We start from the raw sequence: 20,772 nt of genomic DNA, 5'->3' as shown, positions 1-20,772 counted from the left end.
GACGCGTCCGCCGGGCACGCCCCGCCCCCGCCCCGCGCCACACCGGCGCGGGGTCTGCCATCGACATTTACTAGGACGTCCTAGTAAATTCGAAGCATGGACGCTGACGCCATCGAGGAGGGCCGCCGACGCTGGCAGGCCCGTTACGACAAGGCCCGCAAGCGGGACGCCGACTTCACCACGCTCTCCGGCGACGCCGTCGAGCCCGTCTACGGGCCCCGGCCCGGCGACACCTACGAAGGGTTCGAGCGCATCGGCTGGCCGGGCGAGTACCCCTTCACCCGGGGACTCCACCCGACCGGCTACCGCGGCCGGACCTGGACCATCCGCCAGTTCGCCGGCTTCGGCAACGCCGAGCAGACCAACGAGCGGTACAAGATGATCCTGGCCGCCGGCGGCGGCGGCCTCTCCGTCGCCTTCGACATGCCCACCCTCATGGGCCGCGACTCGGACGACCCCCGCTCCCTCGGCGAGGTCGGCCACTGCGGCGTCGCCATCGACTCCGCCGCCGACATGGAGGTCCTCTTCAAGGACATCCCGCTCGGCGACGTCACCACCTCGATGACGATCTCCGGCCCCGCCGTGCCGGTCTTCTGCATGTACCTGGTCGCCGCCGAGCGCCAGGGCGTCGACCCGGGCGTGCTCAACGGCACGCTCCAGACCGACATCTTCAAGGAGTACATCGCGCAGAAGGAGTGGCTCTTCGAGCCCGAGCCCCATCTGCGCCTCATCGGCGACCTCATGGAGCACTGCGCGGCGAAGATCCCCGCGTACAAGCCGCTCTCCGTCTCCGGCTACCACATCCGCGAGGCCGGGGCGACGGCCGCGCAGGAGCTGGCGTACACCCTCGCGGACGGCTTCGGCTACGTGGAGCTGGGCCTCTCCCGGGGCCTGGACGTCGACGTCTTCGCCCCCGGCCTCTCCTTCTTCTTCGACGCCCACCTCGACTTCTTCGAGGAGATCGCCAAGTTCCGCGCCGCCCGCCGGATCTGGGCCCGCTGGATGAAGGAGGTGTACGGCGCGAAGACCGACAAGGCGCAGTGGCTCCGCTTCCACACCCAGACCGCCGGCGTCTCCCTCACCGCCCAGCAGCCGTACAACAACGTCGTGCGCACCGCCGTCGAAGCCCTCTCGGCGGTCCTCGGCGGCACCAACTCCCTCCACACCAACGCCCTCGACGAGACCCTCGCGCTCCCCAGCGAACAGGCCGCCGAGATCGCGCTCCGCACCCAGCAGGTCCTCATGGAGGAGACCGGCGTCGCCAACGTCGCGGACCCCCTGGGCGGTTCCTGGTACGTCGAGCAGCTCACCGACCGCATCGAGGCCGACGCCGAGAGGATCTTCGACCGGATCAAGGAGCGCGGCCGCCTCGTCCACCCCGACGGGCGGCACCCGATCGGCCCGATGACCTCCGGCATCCTGCGCGGCATCGAGGACGGCTGGTTCACCGGCGAGATCGCCGAGTCCGCCTTCCAGTACCAGCGTTCCCTGGAGAAGGGCGACAAGCGGGTCGTCGGCGTCAACGTCCACCACGGCTCCGTCACCGGGGACCTGGAGATCCTGCGGGTCAGCCACGAGGTCGAGCGGGACCAGGTCCGTGTCCTCGGCGAGCGCAGGGCCCGCCGCGACGACGCGCGGGTCCGCGCCTCGCTCGACGCGATGCTGGCCGCGGCCCGCGACGGCTCGAACATGATCGCCCCCATGCTGGAGGCCGTGCGCGCCGAGGCCACGCTCGGCGAGATCTGCGACGCCCTGCGCGACGAGTGGGGCGTCTACACGGAGCCCCCGGGCTTCTGAGGCCGCCCGGCACGGAGCGGGGGCGGTACGGGACCTCCCGTACCGCCCCCGCCGCGTCGTACGCCTCAGCCGCCGGCCGCCACCGCGCCCAGGCCGCCCACCAGGAGCGCCGAGAGGCGGGCCACCCAGGGCGCGTCCACCGGCTCGGCGCTGACCAGGGCGCGGTGCACGACCGCGCCCGCGATCACGTCGAAGATCAGGTCGTCCGTGGTGCCCAGGGCCCTCAGCTCGTGGTCCGGCGGGAGTTCGCCGCGCCGCTGCGCCCGCATCCGGCCCTCCAGGACGAGCCGCTTCTGGCGGTCCACGATGGAGGCGCGGATGCGCTCGCGCAGCGGCTCGTCCCGGGTCGACTCGGCCACCACCGCCATCAGGGCCGTCTTGGTCTCGGGGCGTTCCAGGAGCGCCGCGAACTGGAGCACCACGTGCTCGATGTCGGCCCGGAGGGAGCCCAGGTCGGGGAGTTCGAGCTCGTCGAAGAGGACGGCGACCGCGTCCACCACGAGTTCGCTCTTGTTGGCCCAGCGGCGGTAGAGGGTCGTCTTCGCGACCCCGGCGCGCCCCGCGACGTCCCCCATCGTCAGCTTGGACCAGCCCAGCTCGACCAGTGCCGCGCGGGTCGCCTCCAGGATGGCCGCGTCCGCCTCGGTGGAGCGGGGGCGTCCGGTACGGCCGGTGCGGGGGTCGGTGCGGCTGCGCATGAACGCCGACCATACCCGCCAGTAGGTTTCGCGCCAGGGCCCAGCGGTGTGAGGCAGTTCACCGTGCGGATCGCTTCCGCGCCCTCCCGCCGCCTCCGCCCCGGCAGTTACGCTACGACGCGTAGCGAAAGGCCCTGAGCGGCCCCAGCGACGACCACGGTGCCGGGTGGGGACCCGGCACGCACCGAAGAACACGAAGAACGCGAAGAGTACGAACAAGGCACGGAAGACCGGACGGGCCGTGCCGCCGGGCGTCCCGCACACCGGCGGGAGGCGTGCGGACGGCGCTGTTCGGCCACGGCTTACCGCTTACGCGCGCGGAGGGGGGAGGATGGAGCCATGCAGCCCCGAAACATGTCCATGAGCGGCGTCGTCGACCTCGCCGCGGTGAAGGCGGCCGGAGAGGCCAAGGCGAAGGCGGAGCAGGCGCGCGCCGAAGCCGCCCGGCAGGGCGGTCCCGCCGCCGTGCCCCCGTCCGCCCTGGTGATCGACGTCGACGAGGCGGGCTTCGAGCGCGATGTGCTCCAGCGTTCCGCCGAGGTCCCGGTCGTCCTCGACTTCTGGGCCGAGTGGTGCGAGCCCTGCAAGCAGCTCGGTCCCCTCCTGGAGCGGCTCGCCGCCGAGTACCGCGGCCGCTTCCTGCTCGCGAAGATCGACGTCGACGCCAACCAGATGCTGATGCAGCAGTTCGGCATCCAGGGAATTCCGGCCGTTTTCGCGGTGGTCGCCGGCCAGGCGCTGCCGCTCTTCCAGGGCGCGGTGCCCGAGGCCCAGATCCGCGAGACCCTCGACCAGCTGATCGCGGTCGGCGAGGAGCGCTTCGGCCTCACCGGCATCGCCGTGGACGCGGACGCGGACACCGGTTCCGCGGCCCCCGCCCGCCCGGCCGGCCCGTACGACTCGCTCCTTGAAGCGGCCATGTCCGCGCTCGACGCGGGCGACCTCGCGGGCGCCGTCCAGGCGTACAAGAACGTGCTCGCCGACGCCCCGGCCCACCCGGAGGCCAAGCTCGGTCTCGCGCAGGCCGAACTCCTCACCCGCGTACAGGATCTGGACCCGGCCGCCGTCCGCAGGAACGCCGCCGAGAACCCGGCCGACGTCACCGCGCAGTGCGCCGCCGCCGACCTGGACCTGGCGGGCGGTCACGTCCAGGACGCCTTCGGGCGGCTCGTGGAGACCGTGCGCCGCACGTCGGGCGAGGACAGGGACGCGGCGCGGCTGCGGCTCCTCGACCTGTTCGAGGTGATCGGCGCCGAGGACCCCCGCGTGACGGCGGCCCGGCAGGCGCTCGCCCGCGTGCTCTTCTGAGGCCTTTCCGGGGCCCGCCCGGAGCGCCGGATCGTCGGACGATTTGGCAGCGGAGTGACAAAAGGCGGCCGCGCTTTACCAAATCTTGGTAATCGCGGCCGCTGTTACTTGCAGTAAATCAAGTCGGGCGTTCTGTCCGCATTCTTACGGCGATCTGCCGATATTCCCTGCTGCTCGAACGTACCGAGCGTGCCCGTTCGATCCCGTCTCGCCACGGCGCCGTCGCCTACCCGTTACTAGCCAGTAATGAACCCCCTTGTGCGGGCGCCCGGAATGGACCACGATCGGCCACGCCCGGTCCGAACCGCACCACCCGGCAGCCAACCGGGACCGCGGCGAAGGTCCCCACCGGGCGGACCGGTGCTCCGGCGCCGGTCGCGGACAGGGGGGTTCCCGCTCGCACCGAACGGGGCCTGTCCAATCAGGCCACGCGCACCGCGTGGCCCGTGGTTGTCGCTCGGGGGTGATCGCCGGTGACCGGGACGCGCTTCGCGCCACCCGCCGTCCAGGCGCTCTCCTTCCCGAGGACGTAGCTCTTCTCCCATCGCAGATCGGGCCCACGCCCCTTCTGGAGATGTACGTCCGAGAAGGAGGATTCTCATGCAGTCCCAGGTTCGTGGTGGAACCAGATGGAAGCGGTTCGCCGTCGTCATGGTCCCGAGCGTGGCCGCGACGGCCGCGATCGGCGTCGGGCTGGCGCAGGGCGCGCTCGCGGCGTCGTTCAGCATCTCCGGCCAGGAGTTCAAGGTCGGGGCGCAGTCCCTCGAGGGCTACGACTTCGTCCAGTACGGCAGCGTCGACTCCGGCAGCACCCTTGAGGGCAAGCCGTTCGCGGCACCCGTCGCGGTCTCCGGTTTCTCCGAGGCGTACATCACCAAGATGTGTCAGTCGGTCGTGACGCCGAAGGTGCCGTTCATCGGCGACGTCACTCTCCGTCTGGAGGCCGGCAACGACGGCGTGAAGGACAAGGACAAGCGCGTCTACGCCAAGGACATCTACCTCGATGTCTCCGACCTGAGCGCCGACGCTCAGTTCGACAAGATCGACATCGGTGTCGCGGCCGGTGACCTCAACAAGGCGAACGGCAAGGTGATCGAGGGCAAGCCGGGCATCGACCCGAAGACCCCCGAGGGCCGGGCGAACGCGAACGGCTTCGCCCAGCGCGCCGAGAAGGCGACGCTCACCGGGGTCAAGCAGAAGGCGTGGGCGACCACGGCCGCCACGTTCAAGCTCCCCGGTCTGCACCTGTCCCTGAGCAGGGGCACCGACGCCGAGTGCTACAAGGACTGATCCGGTCCTGAAGGTGCGGGCCGCTCCGGTGGCCCGCATCCTTCCCCGGGGCCGGGCCCCACTCCTCTCCACCTTCTTTCAGCAACACCGCTTCAAGGGAGCTGTTTCCATGAGCGCCGAGAACTCCGCTTCCCGCGAAGTCCCCAAGGAGAACCGGTTCAAGGTCTGGCGGCAGACCCGGCCCTTCTGGGCGGGACTTTTCACCATGCTCGGCGGCGTGCCGATCGCCTACCTCCCGTACGGGGACCTGCGCCTCGGCAACATCACCCTCGCCATGAAGACGACCGCCGGGTCCAGCGCGCTGATCATCGGCGTCCTGCTCATCACCCTCGGTCTGACGATGTGGTTCCAGCCCATCGTGCGGGTCTTCGCAGGTGTCGCGTCGATCCTCTTGGGCCTGGTCTCCATCCCGGTGTCGAACTTCGGCGGACTGGGCGTCGGCTTCCTCCTCGCCCTCGTCGGAGGCGGCATGTCGGCCTCCTGGGCTCCCAGGCCGCCCGCCAAGGAGATCGCCGAAGCGGAGCACGACGACGAGGACCCGGGATCCTTCGCCGGTACCGGAGCGACCGAGGCAGTGACGGTCGCCGTCCCGGAACAGCGCGAGGCGGAGCACCACGCCACCGAAACGACGATCGACGCCAAGGGCGGGAGGAACAGTGCGGGGTGACGAGTCCCAGCCGGCGCTCGTGAAGGGGGGTCCGCGACACGCGGCCCCGCGCAAGACGCTGCTGAACCGCATACAGGGCCCCGCGGGCAAGGCGATGGCGCTGGCCGCCATGCCGACCGCGGTGTTCGTGGGCATGGGCCTCACGCCCAAGCTCGCCCTCGCCGACGACGAGGCCCCCTTCGCGTCCGCCCCGTGCGTGTCGCGCTCGGACGAGCCCGCGTCGGAGGCGACGGAGAAGCCGAAGCCCTCGGAGAGCGCCGGGCCGACGGCCACCCCCTCGGCGTCCGCGAGCGCGACCGCCGCGCCCACCGGCTCCCCGTCCGCCACCGCGACACCTGCGCCGGCCGCGACGGACGCCGCGACGACGACCGGACGGCAGGCGCAGGAGGAGGCGAAGACCACCGCCGCGCCCACCGCGACGCCGACGCCCACGGCGACTTCCTCCCCGGCCACGTCCAGGAACCCGCTGGACCCGCTGGGACTGGGCGACGCACTGAAGGACCTCTTCGGCGGACTGGATCCGTCGAAGCCGAAGGCCACGCCGACCACGGCGGCGCCCACGACGGCGGCACCCACCGCTCGGCCCCCGGCCGCGCCGGCCACGGCCGACGAGAAGCCGGCCGCGTCCGCCGCGCCGAAGACCGCCGCGGACCCGAAGCCGGCCGCCGACCCGGTCGCGGAGAAGACGAAGGCCGCGATCCGCGAGGCCGCCGAGAAGGCGGGCGTCGGGGTCGCGGAGCTGCCGGAGGACGTCAAGGGCCTCGACGCCAGGAAGGACGAGGACATACCCGAGGGCGCCAAGCCCCGCTACCCGTGCCCGGAACACGACGCGAAGGCGCTCGCGGACGCCGACCTGGAGCCCGGCATCCCGCTGCTCCCGGACGATCCGTGGCGCCTGGAGAGCTCGCTGCTCACGCTCTCGGGCCTGAAGTACCACGGCATCGTCGAGGTGAGGACCTACGGCGGCAAGACCAAGAAGGTCCTGAAGTTCACCGCCACCAAGGTGCAGATCAAGGACCTGCACCAGCTGACGGTGCACTCCGAGGGCCGTACGGGCCACGTCCGGTCCACCCCGGGCAAGGAGTCGACCATCACCGACGGCAAGGTCACGATGTACACGGAGGAGCTGAAGGGCAAGATCTTCGGCATCCCCTTCCTCCCGATCACCTTCAGTCCGGAGACCCCGCCCCCGCTGGACGTCTCGTACGTCTGGTTCACCGACGTCAAGCTCAAGCAGGCCGGCCAGTTCGGCGGCACCCTCAGAGTCCCGGGCCTCCGCAACACGATCGAACCGAACTGACCCCCGTACTCCTCCGGGAGCCGCACGCGACGAGGCCCCCGTCCTGTTCCGGACGGGGGCCTCGCCGTGTGCCGCGGCGCGTCAGTCGCGCTCGCCGCCACCCAGGTGGTGGACCCGGACCATGTTCGTGGTGCCCGGGACGCCGGGGGGCGAGCCGGCCGTGATGACCATGAGGTCGCCCTCGTTGTAGCGCTGGAGCTTGAGGAGTTCGGCGTCCACCAGGTCGACCATCGCGTCCGTGTTGTCCACGTGCGGGACGACGTAGGACTCGACGCCCCAGCTCAGGGTGAGCTGGTTGCGGGTGTTCTCGTCCGTCGTGAAGGCGAGGATCGGCTGCTGGACGCGGTAGCGGGAGAGGCGGCGGGCCGTGTCGCCGGACTGGGTGAAGGCGACGAGCGCCTCGCCGCCCAGGAAGTCGGCGATCTCGCAGGCCGCGCGGGCGACCGAACCGCCCTGGGTGCGCGGCTTCTTGCCCGGGACCAGGGGCTGGAGGCCCTTGGAGAGCAGCTCCTCCTCGGCCGCCGAGACGATCTTCGACATCGTCTTGACGGTCTCGATCGGGTACGCGCCGACCGAGGACTCGGCCGACAGCATGACCGCGTCCGCGCCGTCCAGGATCGCGTTGGCGACGTCGCTCGCCTCGGCGCGGGTCGGGCGCGAGTTGGTGATCATCGACTCCATCATCTGGGTGGCGACGATGACCGGCTTGGCGTTCCTGCGGCAGAGTTCCACCAGGCGCTTCTGCACCATCGGGACCTTCTCCAGCGGGTACTCCACGGCGAGGTCGCCGCGGGCCACCATGACCGCGTCGAAGGCCGCGACGACGGCCTCCATGTTCTCGACGGCCTGCGGCTTCTCCACCTTGGCGATGACGGGGACCCGGCGGCCCTCCTCGTCCATCACCTTGTGGACGTCCTTGACGTCGTTGGCGTCGCGCACGAACGACAGGGCGACCATGTCGCAGCCCATCCGCAGGGCGAAGCGGAGGTCGTCGACGTCCTTCTCGGACAGGGCGGGGACGTTGACGGCCGCGCCCGGCAGGTTGATGCCCTTGTGGTCCGAGACGACACCGCCCTCGATGACGATGGTCCGGACCCGGGGGCCCTCGACCTCGGTCACCCGCAGCTCGACGTTGCCGTCGTTGATGAGGATCTGGTCGCCCTTGGAGACGTCGCCGGGCAGCCCCTTGTAGGTGGTGCCGCAGATCGACTTGTCGCCGGGGACGTCCTCGGTGGTGATGGTGAACTCGTCACCGCGCACCAGCTCGACCGGTCCCTCGGCGAAGGTCTCCAGACGGATCTTCGGGCCCTGGAGGTCGGCGAGGACGCCGACGGCGCGCCCGGTGTCCGCGGCGACCTGCCGGACGCGGTCGTACCGCTCCTGGTGTTCTGCCTGGGAGCCGTGGCTGAAGTTGAATCGGGCCACGTTCATGCCGGCCTCGATGAGAGCCTTCAGCTGCTCATACGAGTCGACGGCGGGGCCCAGCGTGCAGACGATTTTGGAACGGCGCATGAGGCGAATCCTATCCGTTTGTTTCGCTGCGGAATATTCCAACTGGCGGAAAGTACATATGGGCGGGAGGTCGCTCAGGCGATCACTCGTTCGAGCCCTCCGGGTTCCCGGTGAGCGGGCCCCGCACCAGCGCGTAGCTCTGGCGCGCGATCTCCAGCTCCTCGTCCGTCGGCACCACGGCGACCGCCACCCGCGCGTACTCCGGCGAGATGATCCGCGCCCCGCCGGAACGCGCGGCGTTGAGGTCCGCGTCCACCGCGAGGCCCAGCTCCTCCAGGCCCGCCACCGCCGCCTGCCGCACCGGGGCCGCGTTCTCCCCGACCCCCGCCGTGAACACCACCGCGTCCACCCGGCCGAGCACCGCGTAGTACGCGCCGATGTACTTCTTCAGGCGGTGGACGTAGATGTCGAAGGCGAGCGCCGCCCGCTCGTCGCCCTCGTCGATCCGGCGGCGGATCTCCCGCATGTCGTTGTCGCCGCAGAGCCCGACCAGACCGGACCTCTTGTTCAGGAGGACGTCGATCTCGTCCGCCGACATCCCCGCCACCCGCCGGAGGTGGAAGGTGACCGCCGGGTCGACGTCGCCCGAACGGGTGCCCATGACCAGGCCCTCCAGGGGCGTCAGCCCCATCGAGGTGTCCACGCACCGGCCGCCCCGCACCGCCGAGGCGGAGGCCCCGTTCCCCAGGTGCAGCACGATCACGTTCACCTCCTCCGGCTCCTTGCCGAGCAGCTCCGCCGTCTTCCGCGAGACGTACGCGTGCGAGGTGCCGTGGAAGCCGTACCGCCGGATGCGGTGCGCGTCCGCGGTCTCCACGTCGATCGCGTACCGCGCCGCCGACTCCGGCATCGTGCGGTGGAAGGCGGTGTCGAAGACCGCCACCTGCGGCAGGTCGGGGCGCAGGGTCATCGCCGTGCGGATGCCGACCAGGTTCGCCGGGTTGTGCAGCGGCGCCACCGGGACGAGCCGTTCGATCTCCGCGAGCACCTCGCCGTCGATCACCGTCGGCTCGGTGAACCGCAGCCCGCCGTGCACCACCCGGTGCCCGATCACCGCCAGCTCGGGGGAGTCCAGGCCCAGCCCGTCCGCCGCCAGCTCCCCGGCGACCGCCTTCAGGGCCGCCGCGTGGTCCGCGATCGGGCCGTTCCGCTCGCGCCTCTCCCCGTTCCCGCCGGGCGGGGTGTGCGCGAGCCGCGAGGTCTCCTCGCCGATCCGCTCCACGATCCCCTGCGCCGGGCGGCTGTCGTCGCGCATGTCGATGAGCTGGTACTTCAGCGACGAGGAACCGGAGTTGAGGACCAGCACGCGGCTGGGGGCGGCGGGGGACGGACGGGTGGTCATGCGGGAAGCTCCTGACCCTGGGACTGGATCGCCGTGATGGCGACCGTGTTGACGATGTCGCTGACGAGCGCGCCGCGCGAGAGGTCGTTCACCGGCTTGCGCAGGCCCTGCAGCACCGGCCCGACGGCCACGGCGCCGGCCGAACGCTGCACGGCCTTGTACGTGTTGTTGCCCGTGTTCAGGTCGGGGAAGACGAACACGGTCGCCTGCCCGGCCACCTCCGAACCCGGCAGCTTCGTCGCCGCGACCGAGGGCTCCACGGCCGCGTCGTACTGGATGGGCCCCTCGACCCGCAGCTCCGGGTGCGCCTCCCGGACGAGCCCGGTCGCCTCCCGCACCTTGTCGACGTCGGCGCCGGAGCCCGAGGTGCCCGTGGAGTACGAGAGCATCGCGATCCTCGGCTCCACGCCGAAGCGGGCCGCGGTGGCCGCCGACTGGACGGCGATGTCCGCGAGCTGCGCCGCGTCCGGGTCCGGGTTGACCGCGCAGTCGCCGTACACCAGCACCCTGTCCGCGAGGCACATGAAGAAGACCGACGAGACGATCGACGCCTCCGGCTTCGTCTTGATGATCTCGAAGGCGGGCCGGATCGTCGCGGCCGTGGAGTGCACGGAGCCGGACACCATGCCGTCGGCCAGGCCCTCCTCGACCATCAGGGTGCCGAAGTAGTTCACGTCCGACACCACGTCGTGCGCCAGCTCCACGGTGACGCCCTTGTGGGCGCGCAGCGCCGCGTACCTCTCCGCGAACGCGTCCCGCAGCTCCGAGGTCCGCGGGTCGATCAGCTGCGTCCCGCCCAGCGCGATGCCCAGGTCCGCGGCCTTCTTGCGGATGACGTCGACGTCCCCGAGCAGGGTCAGCTCGCACACGTCCCGGCGCAGCAGCACGTCGGCGGCGCGCAGGACCCGTTCCTCGGTGCCCTCCGGGAGCACCACCCGGCGGCGGTCGGCCCGCGCCTGCTCCAGCAGCTCGTGCTCGAACATCATCGGGGTGACCCGGCCGCTGCGGGCCACCGAGATCCGCTTGAGCAGGTCGGCGGTGTCCACGTGCCGTTCGAACAGGCCGACGGCGGTCTCCGCCTTGCGCGGTGTGGCCGCGTTCAGCTTGCCCTCCATCGCGAAGAGTTCGGCGGCGGTCGGGAAGCTGTTCCGCGCGACCGAGACCACCGGGGTGCCGGGCGCGAGGCGGGCCGCCAGGGTCAGGACCTCCTCGCCGGGCCGCTCGTTCAGGGTGAGCAGCACTCCGGCTATCGGCGGGGTGCCGGCCGAGTGCGCGGCGAGCGCGCCCACGACCAGGTCGGCCCGGTCGCCGGGGGTGACGACCAGGCAGCCCGGGGTCAGCGCCTTGAGGAAGTTCGGCAGCATCGCCCCGCCGAAGACGAAGTCCAGGGCGTCCCGGGCGAGTCCCGCGTCGTCCCCGAGGACGACGGTGCCGCCGAGCGCGTGGGTGATCTGGGCGACGGTGGGCGCCGACAGGGCCGGCTCGTCCGGCAGGACGTAACAGGGCACGGGCAGCCGGGCGGACAGCCGCTCCGCGATCGCCGCCCGGTCCTCGGCCGCCGCCCGGTTGACCACCATCGCGAGCACGTCGCAGCCGAGCCCGTCGTACGCCCGGAAGGCGTTGCGGGCCTCGGACCGCACGGACTCCGCCGGCTGGTCCTTGCCGCCGACCACCGGGATGACGGAGGCGCCGAACTCGTTGGCCAGGCGGGCGTTGAGGGCCAGTTCGTCGGGGAGCTGGGTGGCGGCGTAGTCGGTGCCCAGGACGAGGACGACCTCGTAGTCGCGGGCGACGGCGTGGAACCGGTCGACCAGCTCGGAGACCAGCTCGTCGGTGCCCCGCTCGGCCTGGAGCGCGGACGCCTCCCGGTAGTCCATGCCGTGGACCGTCGAGGCGTCCTGCGAGAGCCGGTAGCGGACGCGCAGCAGGTCGAAGAGCCGGTCGGGTCCGTCGTGCACCAGCGGGCGGAACACCCCCACCCTGTCCACCTGGCGGGTGAGGAGTTCCATGACTCCCAGCTCGACGACCTGGCGGCCGTCACCGCGGTCGGTCCCGGTCACGTACACGCTGCGCGTCACGCCGTGGTCTCCTGTCCAGTCCTGCGGAAGGGGCCGGGCGGTGTCCTCGCGCCGCCTCGTCGGCCCGTGCGTCGGTCCGTGCGTCGATCCGTCGGCCGGTCCTCCCGTCTCCCCGCCGGTCTCCGCGTCCCTCCGCGCGTCAACCCGACGTGACCGGAAAGCATCCGACAGAGCGTTGTCACCCCCTTGACAATACCCCCGGGACTGGTTACGACGCCCGCCGGGCGAAAGGCCCGGAACTCCGGGCCGGAAGGCCTCCGCGAAGGCACCGGAGGGGACGCGCGGAACGGCGACGAGCGCACCCGTCAGGCACGGCGTGTGAGAATCGGGGTGGCTCATACGGACCGCGACCGAGCAGGAGACACAGCACGATGCGCATCGGAGTTCTCACCGCAGGCGGCGACTGCCCCGGCCTGAACGCAGTGATCCGGTCGGTCGTGCACCGGGCGCTGACCGGCCACGGCGACGAGGTCATCGGCTTCGAGGACGGGTTCAAGGGACTCCTCGACGGCCACTTCCGCCCCCTCGACCTGAACGCCGTCAGCGGCATCCTGGCCCGTGGCGGCACCATTCTCGGATCGGCCCGTCTGGAGCGCAACCGCCTGCGCGAGGCCGCCGAGACCGCCCCCGACCTGGCCCGCCAGTACGGCATCGACGTCCTCATCCCCATCGGCGGCGAGGGCACCCTGACCGCCGCCCGGATGCTGTCCGACGCCGGGATGCCGGTCGTCGGCGTCCCGAAGACGATCGACAACGACATCTCCTCCACGGACCGCACCTTCGGCTTCGACACCGCCGTCGGCGTCGCCACCGAGGCCATGGACCGCCTCAAGACCACCGCCGAGTCCCACCAGCGGGTGATGGTCGTCGAGGTGATGGGCCGCCACGCCGGGTGGATCGCCCTGGAGTCCGGCATGGCCGGCGGCGCGCACGGCATCTGCCTGCCCGAGCGTCCCTTCCAGGTCGACGACCTCGTCAAGATGGTCGAGGAGCGCTTCGCGCGCGGCAAGAAGTTCGCCGTCATCTGCGTCGCCGAGGGCGCGCACCCGGCCGAGGGCTCGATGGAGTACGCGAAGGGCGAGATCGACCAGTTCGGCCACGAGCGCTTCCAGGGCATCGGCAACCAGCTCGCCGTCGAGCTGGAGCGGCGCCTCGGCAAGGAGGCCCGCCCCGTCATCCTCGGCCACGTCCAGCGCGGCGGCACGCCGACCGCGTACGACCGGGTGCTCGCGACCCGCTTCGGCTGGCACGCGGTGGAGGCGGCGCACCGCGGCGACTTCGGCCGGATGACGGCGCTGCGCGGCACGGACATCGAGATGGTGCCGCTGGCGGAGGCCGTGACCCAGCTCAAGCGGGTCCCGGCGCACCGCATGCGGGAGGCGGAGTCGGTCTTCTAGACCGCCGGCCCGCGCCCGCGCCCGGAAACGCGACCGGAACCGCGTCCGCGACCGGAAACTCGACCGGAACCGCGCCCGCGACGGCGCCCGGAATCGCGCCCGGAACCCGGCCCCGGCCCCGGGCCGGGGTGACCGGCACCGTACGGCCGAGCGGCCCCGACCGTCCCCCCGTGAACGGTCGGGGCCGCTTCCCGCGCCCGGCGTCCTCCTGGAAACGCCGGGTTCCACTCTTGAGCCGCGGCGCGCGATCAACAAGGCTTGGGGCCTGTCCCGGACATGTCCCGACCCTGTCCGGCGGAGGGGGAGGCACGGATGACACCGGGGGAGCACGCCCCTGACCCGCGGGGGGCCCGGACCCCCGCCGAATTCCTCGCGCGCCTCCGGGCGCTCAAGGACTGGTCCGGTCTGACCTACCGCGAACTCTCGGCGCGCGCGGAGGAGCACGGTGACGTCCTGCCCCGCTCCACGGTGGCGAACATGCTGGCCCGCACGACCCTGCCCCGCGAAGAACTCCTGATCGCCTTCGTCCGCGCGTGCGGGGCCGGACCGGCCGCGCCCGAGGAGTGGCGGGCGGCGCGCGGGGCCCTCGCGGAGCGGAGGGGGTACGGGCCGCCGGACGCCGCACCGGACCGGGACGGGACCGGCGGCCACCCCGTGCCGGCCCCCCGTGCCGGCGGCACGCCCGCCGGGACCCCTCCGGGCGGGACTCCTTCCGGCGGGTCCCCTCCCGGCGGGACTCCTTCCGGCCACGCGGCTTCCGCCGACGCCCCTCTTGCCGACGCGGCTCCCGGCGACGCGGCCCCTGCCGGCGTTCCTCCCGCCGAAGCGGTTCCTGCCGACGCTCCTCCCGCCGAAGCGGCACCCGCCGCCCCTCCCGCCGGCGCGGCTCCCGGCGGCCCGTCCCGCCGGTCCGGCCCCGGCGAGGTCCTCGCCGGGGGGACGGAAGCCCGGTCGCGGATACGGCGCCTCCTCGTCCCGGCGGTCGCGGTCACCGCCCTCGTGCTCGCCGGCGTCAGCGTCGTCGCCTTCCTGCGGGACGGCCGCCCCGGGCCGCCCCGTACCCCCGTCGCCCCCGTCGCGGGCGACGTGCGGGTCCGGGTCGCCGGCACCGGTTTCTGCCTCGGCGAGCGGCGGGGCACCCGCACCGGCCAGGTCCACCAGGTGCCGTGCGACGAGGCGGACGTGCCGCTCTACTCGCTCGCGGCGGCGGGCGGCGGCCGGTGGCGGATCGTCACCCACCACCCCGACTACGGCCCCGGCTGCTCCGGCATACCCTCCGGCGGCCGCGTGCCCGGCGCGGCGTACGAGGACTCCGAGTGCGGCGACCCCACCCGGGTCGAGGAGTTCGCCCTGGAGCCGTACGGCACCCCCGTCGAGGGCTACCGGATCGTCCCCGTCGGCTCCGCGACCCCCGGAAGCTGCGTCACCGTCGTCGGCGACCGCACGGCCGCCTGGGCCCGCCTCGCCCAGGCCCCCTGCGCACCGGACGGCGCGGGCCAGCTCTTCGACTTCCCCCGGCGGGACTGAGCCCCGTCCGGCGGACCACCGGAACCGGGCTCCCGGCCGGGCCGGGGTACGGGGCGGGCCGGAGTACGGGGCGGGCCCGCCCGGCGCACCGGGCGCCGCGTCCCCGTACCCGCCGGACTTCAGGCTCCGGCGGCCGCCCAGAAGTGGGCGAGGACGTCGTCCAGGTAGGCCCGGCCCTCGTCGCCGGTGGTCCCCGACGCTCCCCAACCGCCGGTCGCCGCCATCCGGGCGTGGTAGTCCGCGTGCAGCCGCTGGAGCGCCGACTCCAGGGTCCTCCGGGGCAGCGGCACCATCCGCACCGCAGGTTTCACGTACGCCTGCCAGCGTGTGGTGGCCGCGTCGCGCAGCAGTCCGGTGAGGCGCTCGTCGCCGCCGGTCGCGGTGATCAGGGCGCGCGGGCCGAGACCGAGCACGTCCGCGAGGGCGGCGGTCTGGCGTTCGGTGCCGCGCCAGCGGCCCTCCTCCTCCATCCGCCGGTACGCGGAGGCCGCGAGCCCCACCCGCCGGGCCAGCTCCTCGGGGGCCAGCCCGCGCGCCGTCCGGTGCTCGCGCAGGGTGGAGGCGGCGGTGAGCAGGTCGGTGGGGGAGCACCACAGGACGCCCGCGAGGGCGGTGAGTTCCCGCGCGTTCGGCGTGGCCCGGCCGTGTTCCCAGTCGAGGACGGTGTCGGGCGTGACGAGGACGTCGTACTGCGCCCGCAGGCCGTACGCGACGTGGCCGTGGGCCATGCCGAGGCCTTCGCGCAGGCGGCGCGCGGCCAGGGCGTCGAAGGGAGGGGAGGCTTGGTGCACGCCGCCACCGTAGGGGGGAGGGTCACGGGTGGCTACGGTGTGTTCACCCAAACATGCGGAGCTGTGGGAACGGGGGAACCGGAGAACCGGACGGTAACCGCTCAAAAGCCGCCCCGCGCCCGTGCGCGGCCTTCCCGCGACCCTCCCGTGCCCGCGCGCGGCCCTCCCGTGCCCTTCCGGGCCGCGTCCGCCGCCCCGGAGCATGCACGGCGGCCGTGCAGCGGCCGCCGGCTCAGCGGCTCCCCGCCGGGCGCGCCGGGCCGTCGAGCCAGCGGTACTGGAGTTCGGGCCGCCCTATCTGCCCGTACTGCGGCGCGCGCACGGCCCGGCCCTCGGCGACGAGGTGCTCCAGGTAGCGGCGCGCGGTGATCCGGGAGATCCCCACGGCCGCCCCCGCCTCGGCGGCGGTGAGCCCGCCCGGAGCGGACCTGAGGGTGCGGGTGACCGACTCCAGGGTGGGCGCGCTCAGGCCCTTGGGGAGCGCGGCCGGGTGCGGGGCGCGGAGGGCGGCGAGCGCCCGGTCCACCTCGTCCTGCCCGGACGCCTCCCCGGCGGCCGCCCGGAACTCGGCGTACCGGACGAGCCGGTCCCGGAGGGTCGCGAAGGCGAACGGCTTCAGGACGTACTGGACGACCCCCAGGGACACGCCCTCCCGGACCACCGCCAGGTCCCGCGCGGAGGTCACCGCGATGACGTCGGCGGTGTGCCCGGCGGCGCGCAGGGCGCGGAGGAGCTGGAGGCCGTGACCGTCCGGCAGGTACAGGTCGAGCAGGATCAGGTCGACGGGCGTCCGGTCGAGCAGGCGGGCGGCGGCGGCCCGCGAGTGGGCGACCCCGACGACGGTGAACCCCTCGACGCGCCCCGCGTAGAGCGCGTGGGCGTCCGCCGCCACGGGGTCGTCCTCGACGACCAGGACCCGCAGGGGTGCCGTCCTCACGCCGTCACCCCCGGCCCGGAACGACCGTCCGCCGCACGGGTGGACCCGCCCTCCGCCCCGGGGCAGCCGTCTCCCACGCCGGAACGGCCGTCCTCCGCGCCGGAACGGTCGTCCCCCACGTCGGGAGGTCCGTCCCCCATGCCGGAGCGGCCGTCCTCCGCGCCGGAACGGCCGCTCCCCGTGCCGGAGGTGCCGCCCGCACGGAGCCCGCCCGCGCCGTCGTTCCGGGGCGCGGGCACACGGCCCGGCCCGGACGGCGGCTCCGGTCCCGTTCCCGGCCCCCGGTCCGTTCCCGGCCCCCGTTCCGGTCCCGGCTCCCACCCCCGGCCCATCCCCGGCTCGCGTCCCGCCCCCGGCTCCCGGTCCGTCCCGTTCCTCCCCAGCGGCAGCCGTACGGTGAACTCCGCCCCGCCCTCCTCGCCGTCCGCGAGGTCCAGCGTGCCCGCCGCGCGGGAGACCGCCTGGCGCACCAGGGCGAGGCCGAGGCCGCGCCCGGGACCCCGGGTGGACCAGCCGCGCCCCAGGACCGCGTCCCGGTCGGCGGACCGGACGCCGGGCCCGCTGTCCCCGACCCGGAGGAGCAGCTCCCCGTCGCCCGCGCGGGCCGCGACCGTGACGGTCACGCGCGCGTGCGGGGTCCCGCCCACCGCCTCCACCGCGTTGTCGATCAGGTTGCCCAGGATCGTGACCAGGTCCCGGGCGGGCAGGGCCGCCGGCACCCGGCCGTCGTCGATGCGGCTGTCCTCGGTGAGGACCAGTTCCACGCCCCGCTCGTTGGCCTGCGCCGCCTTGCCGAGCAGCAGTGCGGCGAGGACGGGTTCGCCCACGGCGTCCACGACCCGGTCGGTGAGCGCCTGCGCCAGCTCCAGCTCCGCCGTCGCGAACTCCACCGCCTCGTCCACCCGGCCCAGTTCGATGAGCGAGACGACCGTGTGCAGCCGGTTCGCCGCCTCGTGCGCCTGCGAGCGCAGGGCCTCGGTGAAGCCCCGCTCGGAGTCCAGTTCGCCCGAGAGCGCCTGGAGTTCCGTGCGGTCCCGGAGCGTCACGACGGTTCCGCGCCGCTCCCCGCCCACCACCGGACGGGTGTTGACGACGAGGACCCGGTCCGCCGTCAGGTGGGTCTCGTCCACGCGCGGCTCCGAGGAGAGCAGCGCCCCCGTCAGCGGCGCGGGCAGGCCGAGTTCCGCCGCCGGGCGTCCCACGACCCCCTCGTCCAGGCCCAGCAGCTCCCGCGCCCCGTCGTTGATCAGGGCGATCCGCCGCCGTCCGTCGAGCATCACGAGCCCTTCCCGGACCGCGTGCAGGGCGGCCTCGTGGTAGTCGTGCATCCGGCTCAGCTCCGTGGCGTTCATGCCGTGCGTGTGGCGGCGCAGGCGCGCGTTGACGACGTACGTCCCCGCCCCGCCGAGCGCGAGCGCCGCGCCCGCCGTGCCGAGCAGGGCGGTCACCTGTTCCCGCACCTGCTCGCTGATCCGCTCGATCGTGATGCCCGCGCTGACGAGGGCGACGACCCGTCCGCCGCCGTCGAAGACGGGCGCCACGGTCCGCACGGACGGGCCGAGGACCCCCAGGTGGGTCTCGGAGTGGACCCGTCCCCGCCGGGCCTCCTCGATGTGGCCGAGGTACGTGCGGCCGATCTGGTCCGGGTCCGGGTGCGTCCAGCGGGTGCCGTCCGGGGCCATGACCACCACGAAGGCGACGTCCGCGTGGCGGCGCAGCGACTCCGCGTACGGCTGGAGCGCCGCCGACGGGTCGGCGGAACGCGCCGCCGCCACCACGGACGGGGAGTCGGCGACGGCCGCGGCGGTCGCCGTCGCCTGGCGCCGCGCGGTCTCCTCGGCCTGGGCCCGGTCCGTGACGTACGCGAAGACCGCGCACCCCGCCACGACGGCGGCCACGAGCACGATCTGCATCGCGAAGAGCTGGCCGGCCAGGCTGCGGGGCCGGGGGAACCGGGAGAGCCGGGAGAGCCGGGAGAGGGGGACGCGCATGCCGGTAAGTGTGCACGCCCCGGTCCGGGCGCCGGAGTCGCGGTCCGGGCGTCCCGCCGGCCCGCTCCGCCGCCCCGGCCGTGAACGAAAGGCACGCAACGGTGACCCGGGTCACAGGCTGGTGGATAGTCGCGGGGATCCACCGGGACGCGGACGCCCGAAGGACACCCACCAGCACGAGGAGGACCCGTGGCCGCACGCCGGGACCGCACCCATTATCTGTATCTGGCCGTCATCGGAGCCGTTCTGCTCGGCATCGCGGTCGGTTTCCTGGCGCCGGGCGTCGCCGTCGAGCTCAAGCCGCTCGGCACCGGCTTCGTCAACCTGATCAAGATGATGATCTCCCCGATCATCTTCTGCACGATCGTGCTCGGTGTCGGTTCGGTCCGGAAGGCCGCGAAGGTCGGCGCCGTCGGCGGTCTCGCCCTCGGCTACTTCCTGGTCATGTCGACCGTCGCCCTCGCGATCGGTCTGCTCGTCGGCAACCTCCTGGAGCCAGGCTCCGGGCTCCACCTCACCAAGGAGGTCGCGGAGGCCGGCGCCAAGCAGGCGGCGGGCGCGAGCGAGTCCACGGCGGACTTCCTGCTCGGGATCATCCCCACCACCCTCGTCTCCGCCTTCACCGAGGGCGAAGTGCTCCAGACCCTCCTGGTCGCCCTGCTCGCGGGCTTCGCGCTCCAGGCGATGGGGGCGGCCGGGGAGCCGGTGCTGCGCGGGATCGGGCACGTCCAGCGGCTCGTCTTCCGCATCCTCGCCATGATCATGTGGGCCGCTCCGGTCGGCGCGTTCGGCGCGATCGCGGCCGTCGTGGGCGCGACCGGAATGGACGCCCTCAAGTCCCTCGCCGTCATCATGATCGGCTTCTACCTGACCTGCGGGCTCTTCGTCTTCGTCGTGCTCGGCGCGATCCTGCGGCTGGTCGCCGGGATCAACATCTGGGCCCTCCTGAAGTACCTGGGCCGCGAGTTCCTGCTGATCCTCTCCACCTCCTCCTCCGAGTCGGCGCTGCCCCGCCTCATCGCGAAGATGGAGCACCTGGGCGTCAGCAAGCCGGTCGTCGGCATCACGGTGCCGACCGGTTACTCCTTCAACCTCGACGGCACCGCCATCTACCTCACGATGGCCTCGCTCTTCGTCGCCGAGGCGATGGGCGACCCGCTCTCGCTCGGCGAGCAGGTCTCGCTCCTCGTCTTCATGATCATCGCCTCGAAGGGGGCGGCCGGCGTCACCGGCGCGGGCCTCGCCACGCTCGCGGGCGGCCTCCAGTCGCACCGCCCCGAGCTGGTCGACGGGGTCGGCCTGATCGTCGGCATCGACCGCTTCATGAGCGAGGCGCGCGCCCTCACCAACTTCGCGGGCAACGCGGTGGCCACGGTGCTCGTCGGCACGTGGACCAAGGAGGTCGACAAGGAGCGGATGGCCGAGGTCCTCGCCGGGCGCGTCCCCTTCGACGAGGAGACCCTGCTCGACGACCACGCGCCGGCCCCGGTCACGGACCAGCGGGCGGACGGGGAGGGCGAGAAGACCCCCGCGGCGGTCTGACGGACTCCCTCTCCCCCTCTCCGGCGGAGGGAGGGGCCCCGCCGCCCCGCCGGACCGGGAACACGTCCGGCGCGCGGCGGTCCGGCCGCCTCCGGCGCGATCCGGGGCCCGCTCCGCGCACGGGCCGGAGGGCCGGCCCTTGCCCTGACGCCGACGTCAAGGCCTACGGTCGGGGCATGCGCATCGGAGAGCTGGCCGAGCGGGCCGGAACCACCACGCGGACCCTGCGGTACTACGAGTCGCGCGGTCTCCTGACCGCCCGGCGCACGGACCGGGGCCACCGCACGTACGACGAGGACGACCTGCGGCTCCTCCGGCAGATCAGGACCCTCCAGGACTTCGGGTTCGAGCTGGAGGAGACGCGCCCGTTCGTCGACTGTCTGCGCGCGGGGCACCCGGCGGGGGACTCCTGCCCGGCCTCGATCGCCGTCTACCGGCGGAAGGTCGCCGAGCTGGACGCCCTGATCGCGCAGCTCGGGGCGGTGCGCGCCCAGGTCGGGGCCCAGCTGCTCCGGGCCGAGGCGGAGCTGCCGCACGGTCCGGAGCCCCGGTGCGAGATCGGTACGGAACGGGACGCGGAGACGGAAGGGTGACG

16 protein-coding genes are annotated in these 20,772 nt (G+C 73.3%); 9 read left to right on the top strand and 7 right to left on the bottom strand.

Going from position 1 to position 20,772, the window contains the following annotated elements; genetic code table 11:
- The first annotated feature begins 96 nt into the window (after positions 1–96).
- The gene (locus tag ACZ3IL_RS01330; protein WP_467385514.1) at positions 97–1,797 is read left to right on the top strand and encodes an acyl-CoA mutase large subunit family protein; all 1,701 of its coding nucleotides are present in this window, start codon (positions 97–99) and stop codon (positions 1,795–1,797) included.
- A gap of 65 nt (positions 1,798–1,862) precedes the next feature.
- Here the strand turns inward: ACZ3IL_RS01330 and ACZ3IL_RS01325 are convergent, their stop codons facing one another.
- The gene (locus ACZ3IL_RS01325; protein WP_467385513.1) at positions 1,863–2,495 is read right to left on the bottom strand and encodes a TetR/AcrR family transcriptional regulator; all 633 of its coding nucleotides are present in this window, start codon (positions 2,493–2,495) and stop codon (positions 1,863–1,865) included.
- A 339-nt stretch (positions 2,496–2,834) separates the two neighbouring features.
- Here ACZ3IL_RS01325 and ACZ3IL_RS01320 point away from each other — a divergent pair, with 339 nt between their 5' ends.
- The 4 genes from ACZ3IL_RS01320 (at position 2,835) to ACZ3IL_RS01305 (ending at position 7,060) form a co-directional block, all read left to right on the top strand.
- Entirely contained in the window at positions 2,835–3,803 is a 969-nt protein-coding gene (locus tag ACZ3IL_RS01320; protein WP_467385512.1) for a tetratricopeptide repeat protein, read from the top strand.
- 600 nt (positions 3,804–4,403) lie between these two features.
- Positions 4,404–5,093, top strand: coding sequence for a DUF6230 family protein (locus ACZ3IL_RS01315; RefSeq protein ID WP_467385511.1), 690 nt, complete (start codon positions 4,404–4,406; stop codon positions 5,091–5,093).
- A gap of 109 nt (positions 5,094–5,202) precedes the next feature.
- Positions 5,203–5,760, top strand: a complete 558-nt coding sequence (locus tag ACZ3IL_RS01310) for a DUF6114 domain-containing protein (protein WP_467385510.1) — start codon at positions 5,203–5,205, stop codon at positions 5,758–5,760.
- Positions 5,750–7,060, top strand: a complete 1,311-nt coding sequence (locus ACZ3IL_RS01305) for a hypothetical protein (RefSeq protein WP_467385509.1) — start codon at positions 5,750–5,752, stop codon at positions 7,058–7,060. Before ACZ3IL_RS01310 ends, ACZ3IL_RS01305 begins: the two co-directional genes overlap by 11 nt.
- Before the next feature lie 81 nt (positions 7,061–7,141).
- Here the strand turns inward: ACZ3IL_RS01305 and pyk are convergent, their stop codons facing one another.
- The 3 genes from pyk to pta form a co-directional block, all read right to left on the bottom strand.
- Positions 7,142–8,572, bottom strand: a complete 1,431-nt coding sequence (gene pyk, locus ACZ3IL_RS01300; protein ID WP_467385508.1) for a pyruvate kinase — start codon at positions 8,570–8,572, stop codon at positions 7,142–7,144.
- A gap of 82 nt (positions 8,573–8,654) precedes the next feature.
- Positions 8,655–9,914 carry an acetate kinase gene (locus ACZ3IL_RS01295; protein ID WP_467385507.1) on the bottom strand — a complete coding sequence of 420 codons (1,260 nt, stop codon included), beginning with the start codon at positions 9,912–9,914 and terminating at the stop codon, positions 8,655–8,657.
- Positions 9,911–11,992 carry a phosphate acetyltransferase gene (pta, locus tag ACZ3IL_RS01290; protein WP_467385506.1) on the bottom strand — a complete coding sequence of 694 codons (2,082 nt, stop codon included), beginning with the start codon at positions 11,990–11,992 and terminating at the stop codon, positions 9,911–9,913. The genes ACZ3IL_RS01295 and pta overlap by 4 nt, the downstream gene beginning before the upstream one ends.
- A gap of 371 nt (positions 11,993–12,363) precedes the next feature.
- Between pta and ACZ3IL_RS01285 the strand changes: the two genes are divergently transcribed.
- Both ACZ3IL_RS01285 and ACZ3IL_RS01280 read left to right on the top strand, forming a co-directional pair.
- Entirely contained in the window at positions 12,364–13,389 is a 1,026-nt protein-coding gene (locus ACZ3IL_RS01285) for an ATP-dependent 6-phosphofructokinase (RefSeq protein WP_467385505.1), read from the top strand.
- Positions 13,390–13,701: 312 nt separating this feature from the next.
- On the top strand, positions 13,702–14,916 hold the full coding sequence (locus ACZ3IL_RS01280) for a helix-turn-helix domain-containing protein (protein WP_467385504.1): 1,215 nt from the start codon (positions 13,702–13,704) through the stop codon (positions 14,914–14,916).
- 119 nt (positions 14,917–15,035) lie between these two features.
- On the opposite strand, the gene ACZ3IL_RS01275 is transcribed toward ACZ3IL_RS01280, so the two are convergent.
- From ACZ3IL_RS01275 to ACZ3IL_RS01265, 3 genes are all read right to left on the bottom strand, one after another.
- Complete coding sequence (locus tag ACZ3IL_RS01275; RefSeq protein WP_467386754.1) at positions 15,036–15,644, bottom strand: helix-turn-helix domain-containing protein; 609 nt, start codon at positions 15,642–15,644, stop codon at positions 15,036–15,038.
- A gap of 295 nt (positions 15,645–15,939) precedes the next feature.
- The gene (locus tag ACZ3IL_RS01270; RefSeq protein ID WP_467385503.1) at positions 15,940–16,644 is read right to left on the bottom strand and encodes a response regulator; all 705 of its coding nucleotides are present in this window, start codon (positions 16,642–16,644) and stop codon (positions 15,940–15,942) included.
- Entirely contained in the window at positions 16,641–18,635 is a 1,995-nt protein-coding gene (locus ACZ3IL_RS01265; RefSeq protein WP_467385502.1) for a sensor histidine kinase, read from the bottom strand. Before ACZ3IL_RS01265 ends, ACZ3IL_RS01270 begins: the two co-directional genes overlap by 4 nt.
- 189 nt (positions 18,636–18,824) lie before the next feature.
- Here ACZ3IL_RS01265 and ACZ3IL_RS01260 point away from each other — a divergent pair, with 189 nt between their 5' ends.
- Both ACZ3IL_RS01260 and ACZ3IL_RS01255 read left to right on the top strand, forming a co-directional pair.
- Complete coding sequence (locus ACZ3IL_RS01260; RefSeq protein ID WP_467385501.1) at positions 18,825–20,177, top strand: cation:dicarboxylate symporter family transporter; 1,353 nt, start codon at positions 18,825–18,827, stop codon at positions 20,175–20,177.
- Positions 20,178–20,353: 176 nt separating this feature from the next.
- Positions 20,354–20,770, top strand: coding sequence for a MerR family transcriptional regulator (locus tag ACZ3IL_RS01255; protein WP_467385500.1), 417 nt, complete (start codon positions 20,354–20,356; stop codon positions 20,768–20,770).
- Positions 20,771–20,772: the final 2 nt, after the last annotated feature.

The organism is Streptomyces sp. NPDC014907 (genome assembly GCF_055562975.1).
This window is presented reverse-complemented; position numbering and strand designations above follow the sequence as displayed.